This is a genomic window from Citricoccus sp. CH26A (genome assembly GCF_000224415.1).
Classification (GTDB): Bacteria; Actinomycetota; Actinomycetes; order Actinomycetales; family Micrococcaceae; genus Citricoccus.
Window position 1 is genome coordinate 163265 of sequence record NZ_AFXQ01000004.1, and the last position, 12135, is coordinate 175399.

Annotated in this window: 10 protein-coding genes; 2 read left to right on the top strand and 8 right to left on the bottom strand. The window is 71.2% G+C overall.

Features of this window, described 5'->3' with window-relative positions:
- The first annotated feature begins 63 nt into the window (after nt 1-63).
- Nucleotides 64-1887: a long-chain fatty acid--CoA ligase gene (locus tag CITRI_RS0104310; RefSeq protein WP_010143407.1), complete on the top strand. Its 1824-nt coding sequence runs from the start codon at nt 64-66 to the stop codon at nt 1885-1887.
- On the opposite strand, the gene CITRI_RS0104315 is transcribed toward CITRI_RS0104310, so the two are convergent.
- Together CITRI_RS0104315 and CITRI_RS0104320 are read right to left on the bottom strand one after the other, a co-directional pair.
- Entirely contained in the window at nt 1884-3305 is a 1422-nt protein-coding gene (locus tag CITRI_RS0104315) for a mycothione reductase (protein ID WP_010143408.1), read from the bottom strand. The two genes, CITRI_RS0104310 and CITRI_RS0104315, sit on opposite strands and share 4 nt — an antisense overlap.
- A 35-nt stretch (nt 3306-3340) precedes the next feature.
- Nucleotides 3341-6787: a pyruvate carboxylase gene (locus CITRI_RS0104320; RefSeq protein ID WP_029139036.1), complete on the bottom strand. Its 3447-nt coding sequence runs from the start codon at nt 6785-6787 to the stop codon at nt 3341-3343.
- A 237-nt stretch (nt 6788-7024) separates the two neighbouring features.
- On the opposite strand from CITRI_RS0104320, the gene CITRI_RS16290 reads away from it, so the two are divergent.
- Nucleotides 7025-7879 carry a ParA family protein gene (locus CITRI_RS16290; protein WP_010143411.1) on the top strand — a complete coding sequence of 285 codons (855 nt, stop codon included), beginning with the start codon at nt 7025-7027 and terminating at the stop codon, nt 7877-7879.
- Nucleotides 7880-7982: 103 nt separating this feature from the next.
- Here the strand turns inward: CITRI_RS16290 and CITRI_RS0104330 are convergent, their stop codons facing one another.
- The 6 genes from CITRI_RS0104330 to CITRI_RS18325 all read right to left on the bottom strand — a co-directional run bounded on the left by CITRI_RS0104330 (nt 7983) and on the right by CITRI_RS18325 (nt 12065).
- On the bottom strand, nt 7983-8582 hold the full coding sequence (locus CITRI_RS0104330) for a MerR family transcriptional regulator (protein ID WP_010143412.1): 600 nt from the start codon (nt 8580-8582) through the stop codon (nt 7983-7985).
- A gap of 251 nt (nt 8583-8833) precedes the next feature.
- Nucleotides 8834-9391, bottom strand: coding sequence for a bifunctional nuclease family protein (locus CITRI_RS0104335; protein WP_010143413.1), 558 nt, complete (start codon nt 9389-9391; stop codon nt 8834-8836).
- Between the two features lie 7 nt (nt 9392-9398).
- Nucleotides 9399-10085 (bottom strand): MerR family transcriptional regulator, encoded by a 687-nt coding sequence (locus CITRI_RS0104340; protein ID WP_010143414.1) that lies wholly within the window; start codon nt 10083-10085, stop codon nt 9399-9401.
- Nucleotides 10086-10192: 107 nt separating this feature from the next.
- Nucleotides 10193-10648, bottom strand: coding sequence for an FHA domain-containing protein (locus CITRI_RS0104350; protein ID WP_010143415.1), 456 nt, complete (start codon nt 10646-10648; stop codon nt 10193-10195).
- Between the two features lie 65 nt (nt 10649-10713).
- Nucleotides 10714-11100: a glycine cleavage system protein GcvH gene (gene gcvH, locus CITRI_RS0104355; RefSeq protein WP_010143416.1), complete on the bottom strand. Its 387-nt coding sequence runs from the start codon at nt 11098-11100 to the stop codon at nt 10714-10716.
- A gap of 65 nt (nt 11101-11165) precedes the next feature.
- Nucleotides 11166-12065 (bottom strand): MarR family winged helix-turn-helix transcriptional regulator, encoded by a 900-nt coding sequence (locus CITRI_RS18325; protein ID WP_010143417.1) that lies wholly within the window; start codon nt 12063-12065, stop codon nt 11166-11168.
- Between the last annotated feature and the right edge of the window lie 70 nt (nt 12066-12135).

A 12135-nucleotide genomic window follows, 5' to 3' on the forward strand; every position in this document is an offset into this window, starting at 1 on the left:
GCCTGCACCCGGGACCACCACTCTGCCACGCAGGCGGCTACCGTCGATCACCAGGAGCGAACGTTGAAGGAATACATCTCCCCTCCCGTCGTGGACGTCCCCCGGGACATGAACATCACGGACCTGGTGGAGCAGCAGGTCCTGGCCGATCCGCGGCGCCCCCTGTTCGCCCGGCAGACCGCCCCGGCGCAGTGGACCGACGTCAGCGCGGAGGAGTTCCGCGAGGATGTCCGCACCCTCGCACGCGGCCTGGCCGCCGCCGGGCTGGAGCCGGGCGACCGGGTGGGGATCATGGCCCCCACCCGCTACGAGTGGACCCTGATGGACGTGGCCATCTGGTACGCCGGCGCCGTCACCGTCCCGATCTACGAGACGTCCTCCCCCAGCCAGGTCGCCTGGATCATCTCCGACGCCGACGTGCGGGCGGTCGTCTGTGACACGTCGCGGCACCAGGGCGTGGTGGACACCGCCATCCGCCAGGAGCAGCTGGATCCGCTGGTCGCCAGCTGGCTGATCGAGGACGACGGTCTCGACGAACTGCGCGCGCTGGCCGAGCGCGGACCGGACGAGCCGACCATGGAGTCCCGCCGTTCCGCCGCCACCCTGGCCGACCTGGCGACCATCATCTACACCTCGGGCACGACCGGCAAGCCGAAGGGCTGCGAACTGACCCACGGCAACTTCGCCGAGCTGAGCCTGCAGACCCTCGGCACGAACCTGGGTGAGGTCGTCAATCCGCAGGCCAGCACCGTGATGTTCATCCCGTTGGCCCACGTGTTCGCCCGTTTCATCTCCGTGCTGGCGCTCGCGGCGGGCACCAAGGTGGGCCACACCTCCGACCTCAAGCAACTGGTCCCCGACCTGCAGTCCTTCCGGCCCACCTTCCTGCTGGCCGTGCCCCGGGTCTTCGAGAAGGTCTACAACTCCGCGCAGCTCAAGGCGGAGACCGGGGGCAAGGGCAAGGTCTTCGCGGCCGGTGCCCAGACCGCCATCGACTACTCCACGGCGAGGAGTGCCGGCAGGGTACCCCTGGTGCTGCGCGTCAAGCACGCGCTGTTCGAGAAGCTGCTCTACGGCAAGATCCGCGAGGCCATGGGCGGGCGGGTCACCCACGCGGTGTCCGGCGGCGGCCCACTGGGTGCACGCCTGGGCCACTTCTTCCACGGCATCGGCGTCAACATCATGGAGGGCTACGGCCTGACCGAGACCACGGCACCGGTCACGGTCAACGTCCCGCACGGGGTGAGGATCGGCACCGTCGGCCCTCCGATCCCGGGCAACGGGGTGCGCATCGCCGAGGACGGCGAGATCCTGGCCAGGGGTGTCTGCGTGATGCGCGGCTATCACAACCGTCCGGACCTGACCGAGAAGGATCTGGTGGACGGCTGGCTGCACACCGGGGACATCGGGGACCTGGACGACGAGGGGTACCTCACCATCACCGGGCGGAAGAAGGACATCATCGTCACGGCGTCCGGGAAGAACGTGGTGCCGGCACTGCTGGAGGACCAGATCCGGGCGGACGCGGTGGTCTCCCAGTGCGTCGTGGTGGGTGACCAGCGGCCGTTCGTCTCCGCCCTCGTCACCCTGGACGCGGACATCCTGCCGCGCTGGCTGGGCCAGCACGGTGTCCCGGCGGACACGCCGATGGACCAGCTCGCCACGCACCGGGTCGTCCTCGACCACGTCCAGTCGGTGATCGACAGGGCCAACGAGACGGTGTCCAAGGCGGAGTCGATTCGGGCGTTCCGGATCGTCCCCGTGGACTTCTCCATCGAGTCCGGCCAGATGACGCCGTCCCTGAAGATCAAGCGCAACGTGGTCCTGGAGGACTTCGAGCCCCTCGTCGAGGAGATCTACGGCGCGCCGAAACCGGTCTCGTCCTAGAGGCGGCCGCTGTCCGGGACGTCGAGCCCGAGCAGCGCGTTCTCCACGACCTCCGTGAGTGCCGGGTGGATCCAGTACTGGCCGCGGGCCATCGCGTGGGCGTCCAGGCCCATGCTCATGGCCTGCACCAGGGGCTGGATCAGGTTCGGCGCGTCCCGCCCGATCAGGTGGGCCCCGAGGAGCAGGCCCGTCTGGCGGTCGGCGATGACCTTGCACAGGGAGGTGCCGTCCTCCATGGCCCAGCCGTACGCCACGTCGCCGTAGTTCTGCTCCTTGACGGTGATCCTCTCCGCGCCGTACTGCTCGACGGCCTCCGCCTCGGTGAGACCGACCGCGGCCACCTGCGGCCGGGAGAACACCGCCGAGGGCACCGGACCCAGCGTGTTCGGCCGCAGGTCGTCCGGGTGCTCCAGGTTGTGGCTGACCACGCGCTGGTCGTGGTTCGCCACGTGCTTGAGCTGGTGCGGACTGGAGACGTCACCCAGCGCCCACAGCCCGGGCACCGGCTCGCCGCCGGACAGCAGCCGCTGGTATTCGTCGACGGCGAGCCGCCCGTCGGCATGCAGGTCCAGCCCGGCGGCGGCCGGGTCGAGCCGGTCGCTGTTGGGGACCCGGCCGTAGGCGATGAGCACGGCGTCGGCGTCCACCTCCCAGGTGGTGTTGGTGGGCCCGTCGAGATGCACGGTCACCCACCCGTCGAGCCCCTCCTCGATCCGGGACAGGGTCCAGCCGGTCTCGACCCGCCACTGGGTCGAGGCCATCTCGGTGAACCGCTCGGAGATGGTCGCGTCGTGATGGCGCAGCAGTCGCGGTGAGCGGTTCACCTGGACCACGGAGGACCCCAGGCCGGAGAAGATCGAGGCGAACTCGGCGGCGATGTACCCCCCGCCCAGCACCACGATCCGCTGGGGCAGCCGGGGCAGGCGCATCACGGTGTCCGAGGTGTGGACCTGGGGCAGGTCGCTGCCGGGGACGGAGGGGACGACTGCCCTCGAGCCCGCGGCGACCACGATGTCCTGGGCCTCCAGGACCCGCCCGCTGGCCGTGGTCAGCTGGCGGGTCCCGGTGAACCGCGTCTCCTCCGGGATGACCGTGGTGTTCTGCAACTCGACGTCCCGGTAGTGCAGGCCCCCCGCGGAGATGGCGTCGATGCGCGAGAAGATCCGGTCCCGGATGCCGGGCCAGTCGGTCCCGCCGATCCCCAGGTCCACGCCGAGCCTGCTGGCCTCCTCCGGCACCACGGCCAGCGACGCCGGGTAGGCGAACATCTTGGTGGGGATGCAGCCGACGTTGAGGCAGGTGCCCCCGAACGTGCCGGAGTCGATGAGGGCCACGCGCTTGTCGTCCCAGTACGGGGTGACCAGCGAGTTGCCGGAGCCGGAGCCGATGATGGCGAGGTCGTAGGTTTCGGTGCCCATGGCTCTCAGCCTAAGGCTCCACGGGCACCGTCCCGTCACTCGCCCAGTGTCAGCAGCAGGTCACCACCCTCGACCGCCGTGGTGCCGCCCAGCACCACGCGGGTGACGGTGCCGGAGGCATGGGCCGTGATGGCGGCCTCCATCTTCATGGCCTCGATGGTGGCCACCGTGTCCCCGGCCTCCACGGTGTCACCCTCGTCCACGGTCACGGAGACGACCCCGGCGAAGGGCGCGGCCACGTGCCCCTTGTTGGCGGGGTCGGCCTTCTCGGCAGCCCGGGCGGTCGACTCGACGGAGCGGTCGCGCACCGTGATCTGCCGCGCCTGGCCGTTGAGGGTCACCATCACGGGCCGCATGCCCTTGGCATCGGGCTCGCCGATCGCCTGCAGCGTGGTCAGCAGGCGCACGCCCTTGCCCAGGGAGATGACGTGCTCACGTCCCCGCACCAGCCCGTACAACCAGTCCCGGGTGTGCAGGACGGAGGTGTCCCCGTAGGTCGCGCAGTTGGCCTCGTACTCCTGCGTCGGCCCCGGGAACAGGAGCCGGTTCAACGTCGCCTGGCGCGTGGCGCCGGGTTCGGCCAACGCCGAGCGGTCCTCCGCCGAGAGCTCGGTCTCAGCACGGCGACGGCCGCGGTTCTGCAGGGCCCGGGTCCGGAACGGCTCGGGCCAGCCACCGGGCGGGTCCCCCAGCTCGCCGGAGAGGAAGCCGATCACGGAGTCCGGCAGGTCGAAGTCCTGGGGGCTCTCCGCGAACTGGGCCGGATCCACGTCCATGCCGACCAGCTGCAAGGCCAGGTCCCCGACCACCTTGGAGCTCGGGGTGACCTTGACGATGTTGCCGAGCATGTCGTTGGCGGCCTCGTACATCCGCTCGATCTGCTCGAAGCGGTCGCCCAGGCCCAGGGCGATGGCCTGCTGGCGGAGGTTGGACAGCTGGCCGCCCGGGATCTCGTGCCGGTACACGCGCCCCGTCGGTGCCGACAGCCCGGACTCGAACGGGCGGTAGACCTCACGGATGGTCTCCCAGTACGGTTCCAGTGCGGCAGCCTGGTCCAGTCCGAGGCCGGTGTCCCGCTCCGTGTGCTCCAGGGCCGCCACCAGGGCGGACATCGGCACCTGGCTGGTGGTCCCGGCCATGGACGCGACGGCCGTGTCCACCGCGTCCACTCCCGCCTCGGCGGCGGCGAGCAGGGTGCCCAGCTGACCACCGGCGGTGTCGTGGGTGTGCAGGTGGACGGGGAGGTCGAACTCGGCGCGCAGGGCACCGACCAGCTCCCGGGCAGCCTGCGGCCGCAGCAGTCCGGCCATGTCCTTGATGGCCAGGACGTGGGCCCCGGCGTCGACCATCTGCCGGGCCAGGCCCAGGTAGTAGTCCAGCGTGTAGAGCTCCTCCGCGGGGTCCAGCAGGTTGCCCGTGTAACACAGGGCCGCCTCGGCCACCGCAGTCCCGGTGGCCCGGACCGCGTCGATGGCGGGGGCGATCTGCCGGACGTCGTTCAGCGCGTCGAAGATCCGGAAGATGTCCACACCGGTCTGGGCGGCCTCGGCCACGAAGGCATTGGTCACCTCTACGGGGTAGGGCGTGTAGCCGACCGTGTTGCGCCCGCGCAGCAGCATCTGCAGCGGGATGTTCGGCAATTCCTGGCGCAACCGGGCGAGCCGGTCCCAGGGGTCCTCACCGAGGAAGCGCAGGGCGACGTCGTAGGTGGCCCCGCCCCAGGCCTCCACAGAGAGCAGCCCGGGCAGGGTGTGCGCGACGGCCGGAGCGGCAGCCAGCAGGTCACGCGTGCGCACCCGGGTGGCCAGCAGGGACTGGTGGGCATCACGGAAGGTCGTGTCCGTGACGGCCAGTTCCGTCCGGCCGCGCAATTCGGCCGCGAACCCCTCGGGGCCCTTCTCCAACAGCACCTGGCGCCAGCCCGCGGGCGGCTGGTGCGGCGAGGGGCCATCGAACGGGCTGCGATCCGGCTCCTGGGACTTGTCGCCCGGGAAGGCCGGCAGCTTGTCCCTGGGGTCGATCCCCTCCACCCGGGGCCCGTGGGGCTGGTTCACCGTGACGTCGGCGAGGTACTGCAGGGCCTTCGAACCACGGTCCTGGCTGCGGTTGACCTGGGCCAGCTCGGGGTGGGCGTCGATGAAGTCGGTGGCGACGTCGCCGGCCACGAACGTGGGGTCGTCCAGCACGTTCATCAGGAACGGGATGTTGGTGGCCACCCCGCGGACGCGGAACTCGGCCAGGGCGCGCCGTGCGCGCCGCACCGCCGTCGGGTAGTCCCGTCCACGGCAGGTCAGCTTCACCAGCATGGAGTCGAAGTGCGGGCTGATCTCGGCGCCGGTGTAGATCGTGCCACCGTCCAGTCGCACGCCGGAGCCGCCGGCGGACCGGTAGGCGGTGATGGCGCCGGTGTCCGGCCGGAAACCGTTGGCCGGGTCCTCCGTGGTGATCCGGCACTGCAGGGCGGCGCCACGGATGCGCAGCTCGTCCTGGCGGATCCCGAGCTGCTCGAGCGTCTGGCCGGCGGCGATGCGCAGCTGGGAGGCGACCAGGTCGACGTCGGTGATCTCCTCGGTGACGGTGTGCTCGACCTGGATCCGGGGGTTCATCTCGATGAACACGTGCTGACCGGCACGGTCCCCCGCGGTGTCGACGAGGAACTCGACGGTGCCGGCGTTGACGTACCCCATGGCCTTGGCGAACTTGACGGCATCGGCGTAGAGCGCCTGGCGGATGGACTCGTCCAGCTGCGGGGCCGGGGCGATCTCGATGACCTTCTGGTGGCGGCGCTGCATGGAGCAGTCGCGCTCGAACAGGTGCACGGTCTCCCCCGTGCCGTCCGCCAGGACCTGGACCTCGATGTGCCGGGGCCGCAGCACGGCCTGCTCCAGGAACACCGTGGCGTCGCCGAAGGCGGTCTCGGCCTCGCGCATGGCCGCGTTCAGGGCGTCCGGCAGCTGGGCGGCGGTCTCGACCCGGCGCATGCCTCGGCCACCGCCGCCGGCCACGGCCTTGACGAAGATGGGGAAGCCGATGTCCTCGGCCTGGGCGACGAGCCACTCGGCGTCCGAGCTGGGCTCGGAGGACTTCAGGGTGGGGATACCCGCCGCCTTGGCGGCCCGGAGCGCCTCCACCTTGTTCCCGGTCAGCTCCAGGACGTCCGCGGGAGGACCGACGAAGGCGATCCCGGCCTCCGCCGCGGCCCGGGCCAGCCCGGCGTTCTCCGACAGGAAGCCGTACCCCGGATAGATGGCGTCGCATCCTGACTCCTTGGCCACCCGGATGATCTCGTCCACGTCCAGGTAGGCGCGGATCGGGTGCCCCTCCTCCCCGATCCGGTAGGCCTCGTCCGCCTTCTGCCGGTGGATGGAGTTGCGGTCCTCGTACGGGAAGACCGCCACGGTCCGGGCACCCAGCTCGTAGCAGGCACGGAAGGCGCGGACCGCGATCTCCCCTCGGTTGGCGACCAGCACCTTGGAGAACATTCCGTCGGTGGCGTTGGATGACATGGAGCCTCCTGGGCTGCCCGGCAGGTCTGCCGGGACACGATCAGGCGCGGTCAGCGCACGGTGGAGCCACTTCCTTGTGGCTTGCATCACCCGTCAGTGTTGCATACGACCCCGGCACCCACTACGTGAGACCCGTCACAGTGTCTTCAGCACTAGGATGGACCACGGTCCCGGGCCACCCACCCTCTGGTCGACAGTCAGGATTCCACCGCCGTGCAGATCATCTCCATCTCCAGCCTCAAGGGCGGGGTCGGCAAGACCTCGGTCACCCTCGGACTGGCCTCGGCGGCGCAGGCGCAGGGCATCCCCACCCTCGTGGTGGACATGGACCCCCATGCCGATGCCACGACCGGACTCGGGGTCCGGCAGGACGCCGGCACCGAGGACGTGGGCACCCTGATCTCCCACCCCCGGCGGGTGTCCCTGGCCGATCACGTGGTCGCCTCGGGCTGGACCGGGTCCACCGCGGCCCCGGTGGCCGACGGCGACGGAGCGGGCGGTCCCGACGGCGCACCCCGGGTCCTCGATGTCGTCCGCGGCTCCTCGCGGACGTCGCTGTACGAGCGCCCGACGACCCGTCAGCGCGAGCTGCGCCGGCTCACCCAGCTGCTCGAGCCCGTGACGCGCTACGCACTGGTCCTCATCGACTGTCCCCCGGCCCTCAACGGCGTCACGCGGATGGCCTGGGCCGCCTCGACGGACGTGCTGCTGGTGGCCGAGCCGAGCCTGTTCTCCGTGGCCGGCACCGAACGCACCCTGCGGGCCCTGGACCTGTTCCGCAAGGAGTATGCCCAGGGCGTGACCTCCACCGGCGTGGTGGCCAACCGCGTCCGGCCCGCCAGCGTGGAGCACCAGTTCCGCCTGGGCGAGATGGAGCGGATGTACGGCGACCGGTTGCTGCCCGTGGCCATCCCGGAACAGGGCAACTGGCAGCAGATCCAGGGCGCCGCCTGGCCCGTCCACGCCTGGCCCGGCCAGACGGCCGCCCAGTCCGCGGCACTGTTCGATGAGCTGCTCTACTCCGTGCAGCGGCCGTTGAAGGACCGCCGCAGCCAGCGCCGGCACTGAGGCGCGCCCCCGCCAGACCACGATCGACGTCAAGCCGCGACGGCCCCGCGCCTGCCGGCGGCAGGGACGGGGCCGTCGTCGGGAACAGGCGGTGGGACGCCCCTCAGGAGGCGGACTTGCGCTGGGCGCGACGCTGGGAGAGTTCGTCCCCGGGGAAGTCGGCGGGGGCGTCGTGCAGGCGCTCGGAGGGCAGCTGGGCGAGGGAGCCCTCGACCTCACGCCAGACCCGGCCGACGGCGATGCCGAAGACACCCTGCCCGCCCTGCACCAGGTCGATGACCTCGTCCGCCGACATGCACTCGTAGACCGAGGCACCGTCGCTCATCAGCGTGATCTGGGCCAGGTCGTCCACGCCGCGTTCGCGCAGGTGTTCGACGGCCGAACGGATCTGCTGCAGGGAGACCCCGGTGTCCAGTAGTCGCTTGACCACCTTGAGCACGAGGATGTCCCGGAAGGAGTACAACCGCTGCGTCCCCGAGCCGCTGGCGCCGCGCACGGTGGGCACCACGAGGCCCGTCCGGGCCCAGTAGTCCAGCTGGCGATAGGTGATCCCGGCCGCCTTGCACGCGGTGGGGCCGCGGTATCCGACGCCCTCGTCGAGCACCGGCAGGTCTTCGGTGAACAGCATGCCCTGCGCCGGGGTGCGCGCAGGGGCGGGATGCGTCACGTCCGGGGACTGCCCGGCCTCGCCCTTGGGACTCACTGGAACCCTCCTGGTCTCAGGTCCACACTGGGGAAGGAAGGGGCCGCCGGTCCGGACCAACGGAGCGCGACGGGCATCGACCCGGCCCGGCACCGCTGACCGATGCGAATGAACCGGCAGGCAATGTGGAACCTCTGCTGACGACGGTAGGCCCGTGGAGGGCCACGGTCAAAGACCCAGTCGCTTTCACCGCGAGCGTGTCGCCCCCGGGCGGGGCCGGAGCAGCCGGGCCGATGGCGTGCGAGGCGCCGTCAGGACTGTCCCGCGCCGCCGTCGGCGAAGTCCTCGGGGTCCACGGAGTCGAGGAATTCGCGGAACTTGCTCAGCTCGGCATCGCGGTCCGCGGACCGGGAGACTCCGGTGGCGGACTCGTCGGTCGTCTCCTCGTCCTCGTCCTCCAGCGCCTGCTCGGGGTCCACCCCGGCATCGTGGAGGACCTCCGCCGAGCACAGCACGGGCACCCCGGCACGCAGGGCGCAGGCGATGGCATCGGATGCCCTGGCATCCACCCGGGCGCCATTGTCCAGGAGGAGTTCGGCGTGGAAGACGGCGTCGCGCACCGAGCTGATCCGGACGGACTCCAGCGCGGTGCCCGCCGCGGCGATGACGTCGACGAGCAGGTCGTGGGTCATGGGACGCGGCGGGGTGATCCCCTGTTGCCACAGCGCGATGGCGCTGGCCTCCGGAGCCCCCACCCAGATCGGCACCAGGGTCCCGGTGCCGGGGTCCTGGAGGAGCACGAGCGGCTGGTTGCCGGGCAGTTCCACCCGGACTCCCAGCACCGTCATCTCGACGTCGGGCAGGGCCATGTCCGCCTCACGAATCCAGGTCGGCGACCGCGGCGCCCACCAGGGCACTGTGCAGTCCCAGGCAGGCCTCGCTGATCTCGCGTGCGGTCTCAGCCACCCGGGCTCCGGCCGCGGAGTCGCGGCGGCTGGCCAGGGGGGCCGTCACCCGTTCGATGAGTCCGAGCTCTCGGTCGGCGGCCGCCCGGAACGGACGCAGGTGCCGGGGCTCCAGTCCGTGGGCGGCCAGTACGACGGCGGACCGGGTGGCCTTGAGGGAGTGCTCGCTGTACCGCCCGTCCTCGTCGGCGGCGATCATGCCGTACTGCTCGAGCGAGTCGAGGAGGTCGGCGCTGGCGCCGGAGATCCCCTGCAGCTCCGCCCGGGTCAGCGGCCGGGTGTGCCCCGCCAGTTCCTGGGCGAGCTGGTCCGAGACCGAGCGCGGGGTCAGCGTGAGGCCGCCCGGCAGCGACTCCGGATGGTCCCCACGGTCCACCGCGTCGAGGTAGTCCTTGATGACCTTCAGCGGCAGGTACTGGTCGCGCTGGAGTGCCAGGATGAAGCGCAGGCGGTCGACGTCCGCGTCCGTGTACTTCCGATAGCCCGCCGCGGTCCGCCGGGGGGTGATCAGGCCCTTCTCCTCCAGGAAGCGGATCTTGGAGGCGCTGGCCTGGGGGAAGTCCTCCTTGAGCTCGCCGAGGACCTCACCGATGTTCATCACGGCGCGGCTCGCACCGGTCCTGGCGGTCGAGACGGTGCGGCGGGAGGCTGCTGCGGTCACGGAGGGTTCCTCGGGTCTTCTTTCGGTGGCGTTCGTCGGTCTGGTCAGGCGCTGAGCCGCTGGGTGCCGGCGTAGAACGTCAGCCTGAACTTGCCGATCTGCACTTCCATCCCCGAGCGCAGGGCCACCGAGTCCACCCGGTCGTGGTTGACGTAGGTGCCGTTGAGCGAACCGGAGTCGACGACGACGAACCCCTCTCCCTGACGGCGGAACTCGGCGTGCTTGCGCGAGACGGTGACGTCATCGAGGAAGATGTCCGCGTTCGGGTGACGTCCCGTGGTGGTCACGTCCTGGTCCAGCAGGAATCGTGCCCCCTGGTTCGGGCCCGCGTGGGCCACCAACAGGGCCGAGCCGATGGGCAGGGCGTTGATCGCGGCGCGGTCCTCCGCGTCGAGCGCGCGATCGACCGGACCGCCGAGGTCAGGCAGTCCGATGCTGGTGGTCTGCGCCTCTGGCTCGGTACCCGGTTCCCTGCCGCCCGGGTGCTGGGTGCCTGACATTGCTCCTCCGAGGTGGTGTCCGACCCGCTCTGCGGCGGGCCGGACGTAGTGCTTCCGTGACCTGACTAGCCTACCTGCTGGCGGTAGCCCTCTGCATCGAGCAGGGCCTCGACCTGCGCCGGGTCCTTCACCGAGACCTCCATGAGCCAGCCCTCGCCGTAGGGGTCGGCGTTGAGCTTGGCGGGATCGGCGTCGAGCTCCTCGTTACGGGCCGTGACGGTCCCCGTGACGGGCGCGAACAGGTCGCTGACGGACTTGGTGGACTCCACCTCGCCCACGGTCGACTCCGCCTCGATCTCCGTGCCGACCTCCGGCAGGTCCACGTAGACCACGTCGCCGAGGGCGTCCTGGGCGAAGTCGGTGATGCCGATGCGGACGACGCCGTCCGCGTCGGGGCCGGAGACCCACTCGTGCTCGGCACTGTAGCGAAGCCCGTCGGGGATGTTGCTCATGATTCCTCCAGGTGATCGGGGACGCTGGACCGTCCTGAGTGGGTCCACGCGGTACAGCACCGAGACTACTGGGGTCCCGTGCCGGGCGCCAATGGCATCCTGCCACCCTCGGCGACGCGCCCCAACAGGGTCACCAGCCGGTCCCGATCCCCTTCCGGCACCGGCGCCAGGATGCGCTCCTGGACGCGCAGGACCAAGGGGTCGACTCCCTCCAGGAGTGCTCGGCCCTCCGGGGTCAGCGCCACTTGGCGGGTCCGCCGGTCGAACGGATCGGCCGTCCGCTCCGTCCAGCCGCGTGCCTCCAGCCGGCCCAGCACGTCCGAGGCACTGGAGCGGTCCACGGCCGAGGCCTCGGCCAGCGCGCCCTGTCCCATCCCCCCGGCCCGCCGGAGCACGTCCAGCACCGCGAACTGGGGTCCGGTGAGCTGCCCGCCCACCTCCTCGGACCACAGCACCGAGTGCCGCTGCTGGGCCAGCCGGATCAGGTGACCGGGCCGGCGGTCCCGGCCCGACGGACCGACGTCGGCCACCAGCGCCAGCCGCTCCGTGAACCAGTCCCGGGCCCCGGACGGCAGGGGCTCCAGGAAACGTGACTGGACGCGTGCCACGGGCACGGCGAGTCCCGCCAGCGCCGCGCCGGAGGGCGCGGTCAGCGTGATGACCTGCCGCCGGCCGTCGCGGGGGTCCCGGGACTGCCGGATCCACCCCTGGTCCCGGAGTCGCCGCACGATCCCCGCCGTGGTGGACCGGTCAAGCCCGGCCCGGAGGCCGATCGTGTTCTGGTCCAGGCCGTCGTCGGCCGCCGTGAGGGTGGCCAGAAGAGAGTACTGGGAGGGGGTGAGCGTGGAGCCGACCTCCTCGGACCACAGGACGTTGTGCACCTGCTGGCACCGGCGCAACAGGTGTCCGACGAGTGCCCCCGTCCCCGGGCCCCGATCCTGCCCGTCCCCTTCCGTCGCCACCATGCACTGCCTTTCCGAGTAGGTTCCCTCCGCCGCGTCCATGCGTAGGCGGACGATGCAGCGCCGGGCGTCC

Coding starts and splice junctions, on each gene's coding strand:
- CITRI_RS0104315 (WP_010143408.1), bottom strand. CDS start 3,305: ATGGGCACCGAAACCTACGACCTCGCCATCATCGGCTCCGGCTCCGGC.
- CITRI_RS0104320 (WP_029139036.1), bottom strand. CDS start 6,787: ATGTTCTCCAAGGTGCTGGTCGCCAACCGAGGGGAGATCGCGGTCCGC.
- CITRI_RS0104335 (WP_010143413.1), bottom strand. CDS start 9,391: ATGGCCCTGCCCGACGTCGAGATGACGGTGCTGGGAGTCCGGGTGGAA.
- CITRI_RS0104340 (WP_010143414.1), bottom strand. CDS start 10,085: ATGAACATCGGTGAGGTCCTCGGCGAGCTCAAGGAGGACTTCCCCCAG.
- CITRI_RS0104350 (WP_010143415.1), bottom strand. CDS start 10,648: ATGTCAGGCACCCAGCACCCGGGCGGCAGGGAACCGGGTACCGAGCCA.
- gcvH (WP_010143416.1), bottom strand. CDS start 11,100: ATGAGCAACATCCCCGACGGGCTTCGCTACAGTGCCGAGCACGAGTGG.
- CITRI_RS18325 (WP_010143417.1), bottom strand. CDS start 12,065: ATGGTGGCGACGGAAGGGGACGGGCAGGATCGGGGCCCGGGGACGGGG.